A 15323-nucleotide genomic window follows, 5' to 3' on the forward strand; every position below is an offset into this window, starting at 1 on the left:
TGCAATGAAAGATGTGATTGTTATAAAAATTGGCGGTGTTGCTGCGCAAAAGCTGTCTGATAAGTTTATCAAGCAAATGCAAGAATGGATAGCAGCTGGTAAGAAAATCGTGGTCGTTCATGGGGGCGGTCTGGTCATTAACCAGCTTATGAAAGAGCGCCAGCTGCCTACTAGCAAGGTTAAGGGATTGCGGGTGACAGCTAGGTCTGACTTACCCATTATTGAGCAGGCCTTGCTAGGTCAAGTCGGCCGAATGCTGACACAAGAACTGAACGACTCAGATATTGAAAGCGTTCAGTTGGCTTCTCATTTGGGAAAGACAGTTTCGGCAGATTTTATCGATAAAGACCTCTATGGCTATGTCGGTGATGTGACAGCGATTCAAACTGCTTATTTAGAGCAGCTGCTGGCTGAGGACATAGTCCCAGTGCTGGCTTCGCTAGGAGAAAATGCTGCTGGCGAGTTCTTAAATATCAATGCAGACTATCTAGCAGCAGCAGTTGCCAGTAGCTTGCAGGCAGAGAAGCTGATCTTGATGACAGATATAGAAGGGGTTCTGGAGGACAAAAAGGTCCTGCCCCAGCTTCTGACTAGTCAGGTTTCCAAGAAGATTCAGACAGGTGTCATCAAGGGTGGGATGATTCCTAAGATTGAGAGTGCTGTTCAGACCGTGCTTTCCGGTGTCGGACAGGTTCTGATTGGCGATAATCTTTTGACAGGCACCTTGATAGCAGAGGGATAACGATGACTTATTTATTTGAAAACTACAAGAGGGCACCCATTGAGTTTGTTAAAGCAGAGGGTTCCTATCTGATTGACAGTGAGGGAAAGGCTTATTTGGACTTTTCATCGGGGATTGGTGTAACCAATCTTGGCTTTCACCCGCAGGTTCAGCAGGCTTTGATCCAGCAAGCAGGGCGCATCTGGCACAGTCCCAATCTCTATCTTAGCTCTCTGCAAGAGCAGGTGGCTCAGGAACTGGCAGGTTCTTATGATTATTTGGCATTTTTCTGCAATAGCGGAGCAGAAGCCAATGAAGCAGCTATTAAGCTAGCCCGCAAAGCTACTGGCAAGCAAGGCATTATCACCTTTCAGCAATCCTTTCACGGTCGAACCTTTGGCGCTATGGCCGCAACAGGACAGGATAAGATTAAGGAAGGATTTGGTGATGGGGTTCCCCATTTCAGCTATGCGGTTTACAATGATTTGGCCAGCGTAGAAGACTTGGTCAATCAGGATACGGCAGCTGTCATGCTGGAATTGGTCCAAGGAGAATCAGGAGTTCGTCCAGCAGAAGCAGCTTTTGTCAAAGACTTGGCTGATTTTTGCCAACAAGAGGGGCTTTTGCTGATTGTTGATGAGGTCCAGACAGGCATGGGGCGTACGGGCCAGCTTTATTCCTTTGAGCATTATGGGATTGTACCGGATATTGTGACGCTGGCTAAGGGTCTGGCCAATGGCCTGCCTGCTGGCGCCCTATTGGGAAAATCCAGCTTGGCTCCCGCTTTTGGACCTGGCAGTCACGGTTCTACCTTTGGTGGCAATAAATTAGCCATGGCAGCTGCCTTGGAGACCTTGCATATCATAAAAGAGACGGGATTTATGGAAGAAGTCAGGTCTAAGAGTGCCATCTTACTGGAGCAGCTGCAGCTTGCTTTTCAGGACCATCCAAATATTTCTGCTGTTCGAGGCCTGGGCATGATGATTGGGATTGAAACAAGTGCCAGTCTGTCAAGGCTTGTTGAAGCCACTCGTCAGAAGGGCTTGATTATCCTGACAGCCGGAGAAAATGTTATCCGTCTCCTGCCGCCTTTGACTATCAGCAGGGAGGAAATTCAGCAGGGTATTGCTATTTTAAAAGAAGTATTTTCAGAAATTGATGAATAAAGGAAAAGGATTCAGTCTGAGCTGGATTCTTTTTTGTCTATGATAATGGTGTTCTTGACAATGATTATTATTTTTTTGACAAATATACTTGTCAAAAAGAAAAGAATCTGTTACAATACTTTTGAACAGGAAATGGAGGGACGCTTATGAATGCATTCTTATGGTTCTTGCTTCCGATGACTTTTATGGTTTTTATCTTTGGGATTGATTCTTCCAATAAGCTAAAACGGATGCAGGGACGGATAAAGTCTTTAGAAAGAAAAAGAAAGGGGAACAAAACAATGTCACAATTTTTAAAAGAAATGATTGGAAAGAAGCCGACAATTATGAGCGAGTCAATTGGAACCAATAACTGGCTGGTAAACTGGCTGGTAGTGGATGTGGATGAAGAATGGGTCAAGCTGAGCATGACAGATAAAAAAGGTCAGACCAAGACCAAGCTGATTCGTATTGAAGACATTCGGTCTATCGAGCTTTAGGAGAAGTGGGGGATTTTAATGAAATTAAGAAATCGACTCAAGGAGTTGAGGGCGCGTGATGGTCTCAACCAGACAGAACTGGCTAAGCTGGCCGGTGTTTCCAGGCAGACAATCAGCCTTATAGAGAGAGGCGAATATACCCCGTCGATTGTGATTGCCCTTAAGATTGCCCATATTTTCAATGAAAACGTTGAGAATGTCTTTCGGCTGGTGGAGGAAGCAGAATGAAGAACCAATTAAGATTCATTTCAACAGGAGCTAAAACAGTCCTTCAGCCTCAGCATTCTTGTATCATCTATTGTAAAAAAATAAAGGAGAAGAAGTCGTGAAAGAGCAAAAACGTATATCTACACAGAAAAGAGTTTTATATAATGTCCTTATATTTCTAGCTGGAGCTTTAATAGGTGGTCTGTCTATTTTGTTTTCTGAAACTGGTCTGCTAAAAAACATCAGTTGGTCGACTATTTTTTCTGTTCAACTGCTGCGCCAGCTAGGTAGGGCCAGCCTTATCATCCTCTATCCCTTGGTCTTTTTCTTGATTTATCGGACTCGTAAATACAATGAAGCCTATGAAAAAGAAGCAGATGAGGATAAGAATTATGAATGGTACCGTCTGGCCTTTAAATATTTAGAGTATGCCACTATCTCCTTTAATATCAGCAGTGCTGTTGCTCTTTTTACGATTTTAGTCGGAGCTGTTTATATCGGAAATATCACTAATCATAAGAGCCCTCTTCAATGGAGCCATATAGATTGGGTGATTGTGATTCTGCTTATCATTTCACAGATTGTATTTTTTAAAACACTCCAGAAAGTTCGTCATTATAAGGTTTCGGCCTTCCCGACTACTAAGGAAATGCAGGAATTTGCCCTCTCTTATGATGAGTCAGAGCTACAAGCTAACTATGAGCAGAGCTATTTGATTCTCCTGAGTCTCAATCAGCGAATTCTGCCGGCCCTCTATGTCATTCTAGCAGGACTAGGAACTCTCACACCTCTCAATGTTGTTTCTGGCTTTATCATTCTGCTGGTGATTCATATCTATATCAATGTCATGTATTATCCAATGGTTAAAAAATATTTCAAATAAGTTTATTTTTCAATGAAAGGTTGAGGCTATGAAACTACTGAAAGAACTTGATTTTATCCATAATAAAAAGGTTAATTTAGCTCTGAATATATTTTCCCTGTTGCTGATCTTCCCTTTTCTAGCCCTCTTTACTTGGATTGCTATTCTGATGTATGGCAAGGGTAGCGAAGTTTTTCATTTTTTTGACTTACTCTACCTCCTTGTTCTAATGGTCATCCATGAGCTGATTCACGGCTTTTTCTTCAAGGTCTTGGGGGATGAAAATACCAAGGTCAAGTTTGGTTTTAAAAGCGGCATGGCCTATGCGACCAGTCCAGGCAGTCGTTACAGTCGGAAAAGGATGCTCGTCATTATCCTGGCACCTTTCTTTCTGATTAGCCTAGCCCTGACCTTGATCTATGGCTTGCATATTTTAACTGCGGCTTCTTATATCGTCCTTGCTAGCTTCCATGCAGCTGGCTGTGCAGGAGATTTTTTCCTCGCTGTCGCTATTCTTCGGCAGAAGGGAGATATTGCTGTTGAGGATACGGAAGTCGGTATCAATATTTATCAAAAGGAGAATACAAAATGAACAACTTCAAATCAACTGCTTTAGGACTTGTAAAATGGATAGGCTTAATTGCTCTTAGCCTCCTTATAAATGTTGCTCCAATGCTATTCTTAAGGCTCGGGAAGAATTTACCTATTTATGCAGAAATCTTATTGGTAGCCTTGTATATGATTTTAGTTTTCCTGATTTTTCGTGTCTTGTGGCGGCGTTATCAGAAGCGTATACCTGAAGAAAAGAAAAAATTCAAACAGTCTGGCAAGGACATCGGTTTTGCTTTTCTATTCTTTTTCCTTGCGAGGGTAGCTGCTATTGTTGGTGTTTATCTCAATCTCATCCTGAGCGGCAATTCCCAGACCAGTAATGACAGCGCCATACAAGGGCTAGGGGGAATGATGTCTTCGCAGCATATTTTCTTTGCCTTGCTCTTTGTTGCAACGATTGCTTTTATTGCTCCTATCATGGAAGAATTAATTTTCCGTGGTTTTGGTACTGCCTTCTTTTTCAAAAATAATCAAAAGGTTTTGCCTGCTATTGTGACTTCTGTGGTCTTCACTCTGCCTCATATCACCCAATTGACAGAGTTCCCAATTTATTTTGCACTTGGACTGGTTTTATATTTATCCTATGCTCGTCGGGGGAATATAAAAGATTCCATGTTGGTTCATATCCTGAACAATCTCCCCATGGCTATATTACTGCTGCTAGCTATGTTTAAGTAAATCAATCTATAAGGAATCACTATGAAATTAAAAACCTTCTTTACTAATTTTGGCCTTTATATACTTGTTCTCTTGGCCTATTTCTATATATTTTCGGCTATAGTTCTCTTCACCATAGGTTCTCTGACAGGAGGAACTTCTCAACTATTGATTTTGCCGATTTTTGTCATACTTGCCAGTCTCTATTCTTTTGCCATGTGGAAATGGTACCAGAAAGATTTGAAACTGGAGATCAAAAATACCAAGCTGACCAGTTCTATCTGGCTTCCCAGCGCCCTCTTGCTTGCTTTTATCATCTTCCAGCAGCTCGTTCCTATTGAATCTTCTGCCAATCAGAACACTGCTGTAGAGTTGATTCAGCAGCAGCCAGCCTTTGCCTTCCTATACATGGTAATCTTTGCTCCTATTCTCGAAGAGTTGCTGACGCGAGGATTTTTGGCTAAGTTTCTCTTTCCTGACCAAAATAGCTTGGCGAAAATTCTGCTCTATTTAACTGTATCTGCCAGCTTTTTCTCTCTTCTGCACATGCCGGGCAATCTAGTCCAGTTTCTAGTTTACTTCATCTTGGGGGCAATTTTCGGCTTAGGATATCTAGCTAAGAAGGATCTTCGCTATTCAATTGGCCTACATCTGGCTAATAATCTAATTGCTTTTGTTCTGGTTTTCTTCTTTTAATAGAAAAACTACATATAAGACAGCACTTCTAAAGTTAGGCAGAAAAGTCTAACGGCAGAAGTGTTTTTCTGTGGAATGGAGTTTAAATACCAAACTGCTTTTCTGGTCTTTCGAAAGCCAGCAGTTTCAAATTCTTGTGAAAGTGTTTTCCAGATGGTATAATGAGCTATCAAATGAAAAGAGGTTTCCTTATGTCTAAAGTCCTATTAATTGTCAACCCTAGCTCGGGAGGCGAAAAAGCCAAGTCCTATGAAGACTTGGCAAGAGAAAAGCTGGCAGGCTGCTTCGATGAGGCAGTGGTCAAGCATACTGAAAAAGGCGGAGACGCAGCAGCTTTTGCTAGGCAAGCGGCAGAAGACCATTATGATAGCGTCTTTGTCATGGGTGGCGATGGAACTGTCAATGAAGGAATCAGCGGTCTGGCTGAACTAGACTATCGTCCGACCTTTGGTTTCTTTCCACTTGGTACGGTCAATGACTTGGCGCGTGCTCTCGGCATTCCTCTAGATGCTGAAGAAGCCATCCAGAATCTGGATATCAATAAAGTCAAGCCGCTTGATATCGGTAAGATTAATGACCAGTACTTTATGAATGTGGTTGCCATTGGAACTATTCCAGAGTCAATCAACAATGTAGATTCTGAAGACAAGACCAAGTGGGGTAAGTTTGCCTACTTTATCTCTGGTTTCAAGCAGTTGATGGATACTAGTTTTTACGAATTTCACTTGAAGATTGATGGAGAAGAGCGCACGATAAAGAGCAGTACACTCTTGATTGGCTCTACCAACTCAATCGGAGGTTTCGAGAGTATTCTCCCTGAAGCCACTGTCAATGACGGCTTGCTTCATCTCTTGTATCTTAAGGATAAAAATCTCTTGGATACCTTGGTTTCTGTGCCGGATTTGATTTCGGGCAATGGCGAAGAAAGTAATAATATCGAGTATCTGACCTTTAAGGAAATCACAGTTGAGTTGGCTGACAATAACGCAGAGCTCAGCGTCAACGTTGACGGAGATGAGGGCGACCAACTGCCAGTAACGATTCGTGTCTTGCCATCTCACTTGAATGTTTATTGCTAGTTTTTTTGTGTTTAGACTCAAAAAAGAATATGGTAGAAGGACTCCAAACTTTTAAGTTTGGGGTCCTTTAATATTTGTAATATGCTAATTTTTAGATTTACATACTTTTCTCAAGTGATGGCGGACGTCAGCGACCTCCTGCAGAGTTCCATGACTAGCTATTGAGCCTAAGGTCTCAATAGCTCCGCTCTACCTAACTGTTGCAACAGTTAGGTAGATTTCATCACTGAGAAAAGGAAGTAATCTTTTTAGAATTTTATTAGTAAAATCTTTCCAGTTATGCTATAATAAATCTAGAATAACATGATAACATAAGCAAAGGTTTCCTAATTTATTTGGGAGGGGAATTGACGATGCAAGGAAAAGAATTTGGACAGCATTTGAAACAGCTTCGATTAAATAGGGGCTGGACCAAGGAGCAATTGTGTGGTGATGAGTCAAAGCTTTCTATACGGCAGTTAACCCGTTTGGAGTCAGGCATTTCCCAGCCGACTCTCTCTACTTTAGAATATCTGGCTTTCTGTCTAGAGGTCGATTTGACAACTTTGACAGGAAGTAAAAAAGAAGATGCAGCTCTACCTGCTGATTACCAGCGCTTGAAGTATAAGCTGATTCGGACGACCACTTATGGCAATACCGAAGCTTTGTTCGAATTGGAGCATATCATAGATGAAATTTTTGAAGTTTATTATGATGATTTGCCAGAAGCTGAGCAGAATGTAATGGATATCTTGCAATCAAAGATTTATACTTATACTTCTGAGAAATTCCATAAGTATGGAATGACTCTCTTTGCCAAGCATTTGGACGATTTGCAGAGTAAAAAGCATTATGACGTGAATGATTTACTCTACATCCAGCTCTATCAGATCTATGTGGGAGATGAAGAGGAGATTCGGTCAGCTAAGTTTGATAAGGAATTATATGCAAGAATCGCTCAGCGATTACTGCAGTCAGTTGACTATATTCCAAATGAATATCTCTTTCTCATGCGAGATGCTCTACTGACAATCCCAGGTATTGAGTGCGAGCGAAAAGAGTTCATTTATACAAAAGATACACTCAACAAACTTAATATAATCATGGAATTGACAGAGGACTATCAAAAGAAACCGCTGATAAGAATGTTAGAGGGAGAATATGAGCTTTTCGTACACAAGGACGAGAAAAAGGCTCAACAATACTACGAAGAGGGACTGACGCTGGCGAAATTGTTAGGTCATACTTTTCTATCTAAAAAAATGTCTGAGGAGTGGAATAAAGAACTTCAGATCTATCATCAAGGCTAACAGGACATCTATGTCCTGTTTTGGCAAAATCTTTCGTGTTATAATTAGGCAAACCTAAAGGAGGTCCTTTTATGAAAAATGCAAAATTAATGTTTCTTGCGACTGCGCTCGCTTCTTCTATTATCTTGCTTGGTGCTTGCAGTAAACAGCAGGAGAAGCAAACATCTCAAAATAGCAGCTCTAGTCAAACAGTTCAAACTTCTAAATCAGATGTCAAATCTGAAGCGAAAGTTGTTCAATCAGCTAGCCAAGATGAAACTGATGTAGCGTCGGCATCTTCTGAAGCTGAGCCTAAAAATGAAACAAAGTCTGACACGAAAGACCCAGCCACTCCAGCAGCGGGTATTGATGTCAATGCTTTGGCAGCAGGAGATTTTTCGAGTGTAGCCGGTACTTGGCAAAATGATTTGGGGGATGCGATAGTATTGAATAATCAAGGGGTTGTTTCTCATACTCTGAATGGAAAAGAATCCAGCGATTATACTTTACTAAAAGGTCAAGTAAGCGATGGTAGTTATGTATCTACTCTTGCTTATACTGCTGGTAGCAGTAGCGCAACCTTTTTAGTAATTCCAGAAGGAGCTGTTTTGCCTGATACGGGAAACGAGAATCCTAAAGCACAGATTCGAGTTGGACAAGATGCTATCACTGCTTCACAGCATCCGTATTATCGCGTATCTAATTAGTTACTGTATAGGTGGGGTTAGGGATGATGTTCCCAGCTCCACCTTTATTTGGATAAAGACATGAAGGGAGTAAAAAATGGCCACCTTAATGATGAAAAAAATAGCTGAGGACTTAAATAAGATTAGAGTATTGGATGAAAATGGAGCTTTGGTGGCTTACTATGCCCTTCTGCCGGCTGACTTTTCTGGTGGTGACAGCAAGCTTTATCTGGAAAATCCAACGAGTCAAAGGCGGATGTATAGAATTTATCAAAATATGAAGCCCTTTTTATTTCCTATTGTCCCAGCTCATGACTGTACCGTGATTTATCTAACATCTGAGGCTGGAGTTGAGATTACAGTCGCAGAACATCTGGAAGAATATATCTACGATAATCAATAGATTAATAGTCAATCAAAAACCCCTCTTTCCGGATTTTGGAAAGAGGGGTTCTTTGTCTATAAACCGTAATTATAGTCGTCATCCTGCATGGCTTCAACTTCGCCTAGCAGGTAGCCGTTACCCACTTGGGAGAAGAAGTCATGGTTGGAGGTACCGGTTGAGATACCGTTCATGACGATAGGATTGACATCGTCCGCTGAGTCTGGGAAGAGGGGATCCTGTCCCAGATTCATCAGAGCCTTGTTGGCATTGTAGCGCAGGAAGGTCTTGACCTCTTCGGTCCAGCCGACTGTGTCATAGAGGCTTTCAGTGTAGCCTTCTTCATTTTCATAGAGGGTGTAGAGCAGGTCATACATCCATTCTTTGAGTTTTTCTTGCTCGTCTTCTGGCAGCTCGTTAAAAGCTAGCTGGAACTTATAGCCGATATAGGTTCCATGGACAGACTCGTCACGGATAATCAGCTTGATAATCTCAGCAACGTTGGCCAGCTTGTTATTACCCAGATAGTAGAGTGGAGTGAAGAAACCAGAGTAGAAGAGGAAGGTTTCCAAGAAAACGCTGGCTACTTTTTTCTCCAGAGGAGTACCGTTCAGGTAAATTTCGTTGATAATCTCAGCTTTCTTTTGCAAGTATGGATTGGTGTTGGTCCAAGCAAAGATTTCATCGATTTCTGACTTGGTATTGAGCGTAGAAAAGATAGAAGAGTAAGACTTGGCGTGAACGGACTCCATAAATTGAATGTTGTTGAAGACAGCTTCTTCGTGGGCTGTGCGGACATCCTTACGTAGGGCATCCACACCAGACTCAGACTGGAGAGTATCCAGCAGGGTCAGGCCACCGAAGACCTTGCCGACCAGGTCTTTTTCCTTGTGAGACAGCTTTCTCCAGTCATCCAGGTCATTGGATAGGGGAATCCGCGTATCCAGCCAGAATTGCTCAGTCAGTTTTTCCCAGGTGGACTTATCGATGACATCTTCGATAGCGTTCCAGTTAATGGCTTTGTAGTAAGTTTGCATTCTTTCTCCTTTAGTAGATGGTACGACCTGATGTGGTATCAGCTATCACTTCTTGGATACTGTCCTAATGCTTCACGATTTTACCTTCCTGACAATGATGAGGAAGGTAAAATTGTGACATGGTCGAATTTCCTTTTCTTTTTCTAAAATCTCTTGTTAGATGACACAGCTTTCACATTGGTTGGCACCTACTTCGCCGCCATCATCAGTGAAGGTGCGGACGTAGTAGATGGACTTGATACCTTTGTTGAAGGCGTAGTTACGCAGGATAGAAAGGTCGCGGGTTGTTTGCTTGCTTTCTTTTTTCCATTCGTAGAGGCCTTTAGGGATATCGCTGCGCATAAAGAGAGTCAGGGAAAGACCTTGGTCCACATGCTCAGTTGCGGCTGCGTAGACATCGATAACCTTGCGCATATCCATGTCATAGGCGCTGGTATAGTAAGGAATAGTCTCAGTTGACAGACCAGCAGCAGGATAGTAGATCTTACCGATTTTCTTTTCTTGACGTTCTTCGATCCGCTGAGTAATTGGATGAATTGAAGCAGAAACGTCATTGATGTAGCTGATAGAGCCATTTGGTGCAACGGCCAGGCGGTTTTGGTGGTAGAGACCATCAGCCTTGATCTTGTCGCGCAACTCTGCCCAATCCTCTGCAGACGGGATAAAGATGCCTGCGAAGAGTTCTTTGACACGGTCAGACTTAGGTACAAATTCACCCGTCAGGTACTTGGCAAAGTAAGTTCCGTTAGCATAATCAGATTTTTCAAAGTTATGGAAGGTCACGCCACGCTCGCGAGCGATATTGTTAGACTCGACTAAAGTCCAGTAGTTCATGAGCATGAAGTAGATGCTAGTGAACTCTACAGCTTCCGCTGATCCATAATCGATTAGCTGCTGTGCCAAGTAGCTGTGCAGTCCCATGGCTCCCAGACCAAAGGTGTGCGCCAGACTGTTACCATTGTCGATAGAAGGCACAGCTGTGATGTGTGAGCTGTCTGTGACAAAGGTCAAGGCGCGTGTCATAGTCCGGATGGATTTTCCGAAGTCAGGCGAAGTCATCATGTTGACAACGTTGGTAGAGCCTAAGTTACATGATACATCTGTTCCTAGGTGAAGATACTCTTGCGCATCATTCAAAAGGCTAGGCTCTTGTACTTGCAGGATTTCAGAGCAAAGGTTACTCATGACGATTTTACCGTCAATTGGATTTGAACGGTTGGCGGTATCAATGTTTACGACATAAGGATAGCCAGATTCTTGTTGGAGTTTGGAAATCTCTGTTTCCAAATCACGAGCCTTGATCTTGGTCTTGGTGATATTTGGATTAGCGACCAACTCATCATACTTTTCAGTGATGTCGAGGTAGGCAAATGGCACTCCATACTCACGTTCAACAGAATAGGGGCTGAAGAGGTACATTTCTTCATTTTTACGCGCTAATTCGTAGAACTTATCCGGAATGACAACACCGAGTGAGAGGGTTTTAACCCGAACTTTTTCGTCGGCATTTTCTTTCTTGGTAGAAAGGAAGGCGATGATATCTGGGTGGAAGACATTGAGGTAAACAACTCCAGCTCCCTGACGTTGACCCAGCTGGTTAGAGTAGGAGAAGCTGTCCTCAAAGAGTTTCATAACAGGCACAACCCCAGACGCAGCTCCCTCATAACCCTTGATAGGTGCTCCAGCTTCCCGCAGATTGCTGAGGGAAATACCGACCCCTCCTCCGATACGAGATAATTGCAGGGCAGAGTTGATGGAGCGGCCGATTGAGTTCATATCATCTGTTACTTGGATGAGGAAGCAAGAAACCAATTCACCACGACGAGCCCGACCAGCGTTGAGGAAGCTTGGTGTAGCTGGTTGGTAGCGCTGGTGGATAATCTCATTGGCAATATCCTTGGCAATGGCTTCATCTCCGTTGGCAAAGTAGAGGGCGTTGAAGAGTACCCGATCTTCCATGCTTTCCAGATAGTATTCGCCATCATTGGTCTTCAGTGCATACTGGTTGTAGAACTTATAAGCAGCCATGAAAGATTTAAACTTGAAATCTTGAGCATGGATAAAAGCAGTCAGCTCCTCGATGTATTCCGGAGAATAAAGTTCAATAAATTCCTTCTCCAAATAGTTTTCTTCTATTAAATATTTAATTTTTTCTGTGATAGAAGAAAATTGCTTGGTGTTTGGCTCAACGTTTTCTTTAAAAAAAGCTTTTAAGGCTTCTTGATCTTTATGAAGCATAATCTGACCATTAACTGGACGGTTGATTTCGTTGTTGAGTCGGAAGTATGTCACATCCTCTAAATGTTTGAGTCCCATGTTTTTCCTTTTCTATATAAATAAGATAATTAGCTAGCGGAAAAATATCCGCCTTACAAAAGAAACGGCCCCTATGAGCATAGGAGCTGCAGTTTGCCCTGATAATCTGTCTTTTAGTTTATCTCCCAATCAAGGCGCGCCGCCCTCAAAATAAACTACATTAAGACAATTTTTTCAATTTACCAGGTTGGAAACCAGAAAATGCCTCAGTTGCTGTCTGAATCACAGGAGCAGCATTGAAACCAAGATCTTTGACATGGTCAATGAATTCTGGCTGTTCATCCAAGTTGATTTCGCGATATTCTACATGATTAGTATCTAAGAAGCGCTTGGTCATTTTGCACTGAACGCAGTTGTTTTTTGAGTAAATAGTTACCATTAAAAATTCCTCTAAACTTTCGTTTTTTCTTTTAAATAATACGAAACTAGTATATCTAAAAGAAAATAGAATGTCAATAGTTTTGAACTAAATATTGTGTGATATTTTGTTATAGGATAGATTACAATACAATATATAGTGTTTGTATAAGCGGTGAAAAGAAGTGAAAAATTGCAGAAAAGGAGCAAAATGCTGATGCGGCAATGCTTAAACAAGTCTTAAAATGTTAGAAAAATGACTAGTAGCTTTTCCGCCTAAAAACAAAAATCCAATATCTTGTGTTACAGAATTTAGGGAATCACTAGGAGGAGTGGAGGGGGAGTTTATATTCTTATTTTATAACAATTAGTTTCTATAAAATAAGAAATTAACAATTGAAAATTTGGTGGCAGACATTTTTGAATAAAGCTTGGGGAATGTGGGATTTTGCTCGAAAATTCTCTCTTCAATATAATAAGAAGAGTTTTCATTTCCTAAGAAATATTTTGTAAGCGGGCTATAAAATTCTTGAAAAAGATTTCAAAAGGTGATATAATATCAACTTGTAAGGGTTATCACAATAACTCAAAAAGAATTATTTAAAAGGAGAGTCTAACTATGGCTTCTAAAGATTTCCACATTGTAGCAGAAACAGGTATTCACGCACGTCCAGCAACTTTGTTGGTTCAAACTGCTAGCAAATTCGCTTCTGACATCACGCTTGAATACAAAGGTAAATCAGTAAACTTGAAATCTATCATGGGTGTTATGAGTCTCGGTGTTGGCCAAGGAGCTGATGTTAAGATCTCAGCTGAAGGCGCAGATGCAGACGATGCTATCGCTGCAATCTCTGAAACAATGGAAAAAGAAGGATTGGCTTAATATGACAGAAATGCTTAAAGGAATTGCAGCATCTGACGGTGTTGCCGTTGCTAAGGCATATCTATTAGTTCAACCGGATTTATCATTTGAGACTGTTTCAGTCGAAGATACAAATGCAGAAGAGGCTCGTTTGGATGCAGCTCTTGAAGCTTCACAGAACGAGCTTTCTGTTATCCGTGAGAAAGCAGTAGATAGCCTTGGTGAGGAAGCCGCTCAGGTGTTTGACGCTCACTTAATGGTACTTGCTGACCCTGAAATGGTTGGGCAAATCAAAGAAACAATCCGTGCGAAAAAGACCAATGCAGAAGCTGGTCTGAAAGAAGTAACGGACATGTTTATCACTCTCTTTGAAAACATGGACGACAATCCATATATGCAGGAACGTGCGGCAGATATCCGCGACGTGACGAAGCGTGTTCTTGCTAACCTTTTGGGCAAGAAATTGCCAAACCCAGCGTCTATCAATGAAGAATCAGTTGTGATTGCTCATGACTTGACTCCTTCTGATACAGCACAGCTGGATAAGAAATTTGTTAAAGCTTTTGTAACTAATATCGGCGGCCGGACAAGCCACTCTGCTATCATGGCACGTACGCTTGAAATCGCAGCAGTATTGGGAACTAATAATATTACTGAGCTTGTAAAAGACGGCGATGTGATTGCAGCTAACGGTATCACTGGTGAAGTGATTATCAATCCAACTGAAGAGCAAATCGCAGCATTTAAAGCAGCTGGTGAGGCTTATGCTAAGCAAAAAGCTGAATGGGAATTGCTTAAGGATGCTCAGACTGTGACTGCAGATGGCAAGCACTTCGAATTGGCAGCCAATATCGGTACGCCAAAAGACGTTGAAGGTGTCAATGCTAACGGTGCAGAAGCGGTTGGTCTTTACCGTACTGAGTTCCTTTATATGGACTCTCAAGACTTCCCGACAGAAGATGAGCAGTATGAAGCATACAAGGCTGTGCTTGAAGGCATGAATGGAAAACCAGTAGTTGTTCGTACAATGGACATTGGTGGAGATAAGGAGCTTCCTTACTTCGATATGCCGCATGAAATGAACCCATTCCTTGGTTTCCGTGCTTTGCGTATCTCTATCTCTGAAACTGGCGATGCTATGTTCCGTACACAAATCCGCGCACTCTTGCGTGCTTCTGTACATGGACAATTGCGCATCATGTTCCCAATGGTAGCCCTTCTGACAGAATTCCGTAAAGCTAAAGCGGTTTATGATGAAGAAAAAGCTAAGCTGCAAGCTGAAGGCGTTGCAGTAGCAGACAATATCCAAGTAGGTATCATGATTGAAATCCCAGCAGCAGCTATGCTCGCAGATCAATTTGCCAAGGAAGTAGACTTCTTCTCTATCGGTACTAACGACTTGATCCAGTACACTATGGCGGCTGACCGGATGAATGAGCAAGTCTCTTACCTCTATCAACCTTACAACCCATCTATCCTTCGCTTGATCAACAATGTTATCAAGGCAGCTCATGCTGAAGGCAAGTGGGCAGGTATGTGTGGAGAAATGGCTGGCGATCAAACTGCGGTGCCATTGCTCGTAGGTATGGGCTTGGATGAATTCTCTATGAGTGCGACTTCTGTTCTTCGGACTCGTAGCCTCATGAAGAAGCTGGATACGAAGAAGATGGAAGAACTGGCTCAGCGTGCACTGACTGAATGTGCAACGATGGAAGAAGTTCTTGAACTTGAAAAAGAATATCTGAACTTCGATTAATCTGAAAAATTAGGATCAGGAAAAATTTCCTGGTCTTTTTTAGTTTTCTTCAGAGGCATAGTGAAGCTTGTGTAGAAAGTTGAAATCAAAGAAAACAGAAAATAAGCAGATCTAATATGAACAAAATTAGATAATCTATCTTAATTGTGAAAAAATTCTTTAAATTTATAACTTTTGGTT

17 protein-coding genes are annotated in these 15323 nt (G+C 41.9%); 14 read left to right on the forward strand and 3 right to left on the reverse strand.

What is annotated here, in order from left to right; genetic code table 11:
* Window positions 1-4: 4 nt before the first annotated feature.
* From argB to J1C86_RS03790, 12 genes are all read left to right on the forward strand, one after another.
* Window positions 5-742: an acetylglutamate kinase gene (argB, locus tag J1C86_RS03735; RefSeq protein WP_125405757.1), complete on the forward strand. Its 738-nt coding sequence runs from the start codon at window positions 5-7 to the stop codon at window positions 740-742.
* A 2-nt stretch (window positions 743-744) separates the two neighbouring features.
* Window positions 745-1887: an acetylornithine transaminase gene (locus J1C86_RS03740; protein ID WP_125405760.1), complete on the forward strand. Its 1143-nt coding sequence runs from the start codon at window positions 745-747 to the stop codon at window positions 1885-1887.
* Between the two features lie 146 nt (window positions 1888-2033).
* Window positions 2034-2366, forward strand: coding sequence for a hypothetical protein (locus tag J1C86_RS03745; RefSeq protein ID WP_002921810.1), 333 nt, complete (start codon window positions 2034-2036; stop codon window positions 2364-2366).
* An 18-nt stretch (window positions 2367-2384) separates the two neighbouring features.
* Window positions 2385-2594: a helix-turn-helix transcriptional regulator gene (locus tag J1C86_RS03750; protein ID WP_002896031.1), complete on the forward strand. Its 210-nt coding sequence runs from the start codon at window positions 2385-2387 to the stop codon at window positions 2592-2594.
* Between the two features lie 97 nt (window positions 2595-2691).
* Window positions 2692-3456 (forward strand): DUF3169 family protein, encoded by a 765-nt coding sequence (locus tag J1C86_RS03755; protein WP_049544001.1) that lies wholly within the window; start codon window positions 2692-2694, stop codon window positions 3454-3456.
* Between the two features lie 28 nt (window positions 3457-3484).
* Entirely contained in the window at window positions 3485-4027 is a 543-nt protein-coding gene (locus J1C86_RS03760; RefSeq protein WP_049543999.1) for a DUF3267 domain-containing protein, read from the forward strand.
* Window positions 4024-4725, forward strand: a complete 702-nt coding sequence (locus J1C86_RS03765; protein ID WP_049543997.1) for a CPBP family intramembrane glutamic endopeptidase — start codon at window positions 4024-4026, stop codon at window positions 4723-4725. Before J1C86_RS03760 ends, J1C86_RS03765 begins: the two co-directional genes overlap by 4 nt.
* Window positions 4726-4746: 21 nt before the next feature.
* Window positions 4747-5400: a CPBP family intramembrane glutamic endopeptidase gene (locus tag J1C86_RS03770; protein ID WP_004191838.1), complete on the forward strand. Its 654-nt coding sequence runs from the start codon at window positions 4747-4749 to the stop codon at window positions 5398-5400.
* Window positions 5401-5561: 161 nt separating this feature from the next.
* Window positions 5562-6479, forward strand: coding sequence for a diacylglycerol/lipid kinase family protein (locus J1C86_RS03775; protein WP_004191834.1), 918 nt, complete (start codon window positions 5562-5564; stop codon window positions 6477-6479).
* Window positions 6480-6832: 353 nt separating this feature from the next.
* Window positions 6833-7768 (forward strand): helix-turn-helix domain-containing protein, encoded by a 936-nt coding sequence (locus J1C86_RS03780; RefSeq protein WP_004191831.1) that lies wholly within the window; start codon window positions 6833-6835, stop codon window positions 7766-7768.
* 71 nt (window positions 7769-7839) lie between these two features.
* Window positions 7840-8454 (forward strand): DUF6287 domain-containing protein, encoded by a 615-nt coding sequence (locus tag J1C86_RS03785; RefSeq protein ID WP_004191829.1) that lies wholly within the window; start codon window positions 7840-7842, stop codon window positions 8452-8454.
* Window positions 8455-8530: 76 nt separating this feature from the next.
* The gene (locus J1C86_RS03790) at window positions 8531-8836 is read left to right on the forward strand and encodes a hypothetical protein (protein WP_002912062.1); all 306 of its coding nucleotides are present in this window, start codon (window positions 8531-8533) and stop codon (window positions 8834-8836) included.
* Window positions 8837-8892: 56 nt separating this feature from the next.
* Here J1C86_RS03790 and nrdF read toward each other — a convergent pair whose 3' ends face one another.
* The 3 genes from nrdF to nrdH all read right to left on the reverse strand — a co-directional run bounded on the left by nrdF (window position 8893) and on the right by nrdH (window position 12547).
* Window positions 8893-9852 carry a class 1b ribonucleoside-diphosphate reductase subunit beta gene (gene nrdF / locus J1C86_RS03795; protein ID WP_004191826.1) on the reverse strand — a complete coding sequence of 320 codons (960 nt, stop codon included), beginning with the start codon at window positions 9850-9852 and terminating at the stop codon, window positions 8893-8895.
* Between the two features lie 156 nt (window positions 9853-10008).
* Window positions 10009-12168, reverse strand: coding sequence for a class 1b ribonucleoside-diphosphate reductase subunit alpha (gene nrdE, locus J1C86_RS03800; RefSeq protein WP_125381821.1), 2160 nt, complete (start codon window positions 12166-12168; stop codon window positions 10009-10011).
* A 160-nt stretch (window positions 12169-12328) separates the two neighbouring features.
* Window positions 12329-12547, reverse strand: a complete 219-nt coding sequence (nrdH, locus tag J1C86_RS03805; RefSeq protein ID WP_002897920.1) for a glutaredoxin-like protein NrdH — start codon at window positions 12545-12547, stop codon at window positions 12329-12331.
* Window positions 12548-13144: 597 nt separating this feature from the next.
* Between nrdH and J1C86_RS03810 the strand changes: the two genes are divergently transcribed.
* The gene (locus tag J1C86_RS03810) at window positions 13145-13408 is read left to right on the forward strand and encodes a phosphocarrier protein HPr (RefSeq protein WP_002896017.1); all 264 of its coding nucleotides are present in this window, start codon (window positions 13145-13147) and stop codon (window positions 13406-13408) included.
* A 1-nt stretch (window position 13409) separates the two neighbouring features.
* Window positions 13410-15143, forward strand: coding sequence for a phosphoenolpyruvate--protein phosphotransferase (gene ptsP / locus J1C86_RS03815; RefSeq protein ID WP_002912067.1), 1734 nt, complete (start codon window positions 13410-13412; stop codon window positions 15141-15143).
* The last annotated feature ends 180 nt before the right edge of the window (window positions 15144-15323 follow it).

This window comes from Streptococcus sanguinis (assembly GCF_050220005.1).
Lineage (GTDB): Bacteria > Bacillota > Bacilli > Lactobacillales > Streptococcaceae > Streptococcus > Streptococcus sanguinis_Z.

Coding starts and splice junctions, on each gene's coding strand:
- nrdH (WP_002897920.1), bottom strand. CDS start 12,547: ATGGTAACTATTTACTCAAAAAACAACTGCGTTCAGTGCAAAATGACC.
- nrdE (WP_125381821.1), bottom strand. CDS start 12,168: ATGGGACTCAAACATTTAGAGGATGTGACATACTTCCGACTCAACAAC.
- argB (WP_125405757.1), top strand. CDS start 5: ATGAAAGATGTGATTGTTATAAAAATTGGCGGTGTTGCTGCGCAAAAG.
- J1C86_RS03785 (WP_004191829.1), top strand. CDS start 7,840: ATGAAAAATGCAAAATTAATGTTTCTTGCGACTGCGCTCGCTTCTTCT.
- J1C86_RS03770 (WP_004191838.1), top strand. CDS start 4,747: ATGAAATTAAAAACCTTCTTTACTAATTTTGGCCTTTATATACTTGTT.
- J1C86_RS03745 (WP_002921810.1), top strand. CDS start 2,034: ATGAATGCATTCTTATGGTTCTTGCTTCCGATGACTTTTATGGTTTTT.
- J1C86_RS03810 (WP_002896017.1), top strand. CDS start 13,145: ATGGCTTCTAAAGATTTCCACATTGTAGCAGAAACAGGTATTCACGCA.
- J1C86_RS03765 (WP_049543997.1), top strand. CDS start 4,024: ATGAACAACTTCAAATCAACTGCTTTAGGACTTGTAAAATGGATAGGC.
- ptsP (WP_002912067.1), top strand. CDS start 13,410: ATGACAGAAATGCTTAAAGGAATTGCAGCATCTGACGGTGTTGCCGTT.
- nrdF (WP_004191826.1), bottom strand. CDS start 9,852: ATGCAAACTTACTACAAAGCCATTAACTGGAACGCTATCGAAGATGTC.
- J1C86_RS03740 (WP_125405760.1), top strand. CDS start 745: ATGACTTATTTATTTGAAAACTACAAGAGGGCACCCATTGAGTTTGTT.
- J1C86_RS03790 (WP_002912062.1), top strand. CDS start 8,531: ATGGCCACCTTAATGATGAAAAAAATAGCTGAGGACTTAAATAAGATT.
- J1C86_RS03750 (WP_002896031.1), top strand. CDS start 2,385: ATGAAATTAAGAAATCGACTCAAGGAGTTGAGGGCGCGTGATGGTCTC.
- J1C86_RS03760 (WP_049543999.1), top strand. CDS start 3,485: ATGAAACTACTGAAAGAACTTGATTTTATCCATAATAAAAAGGTTAAT.
- J1C86_RS03780 (WP_004191831.1), top strand. CDS start 6,833: ATGCAAGGAAAAGAATTTGGACAGCATTTGAAACAGCTTCGATTAAAT.
- J1C86_RS03775 (WP_004191834.1), top strand. CDS start 5,562: ATGAGCTATCAAATGAAAAGAGGTTTCCTTATGTCTAAAGTCCTATTA.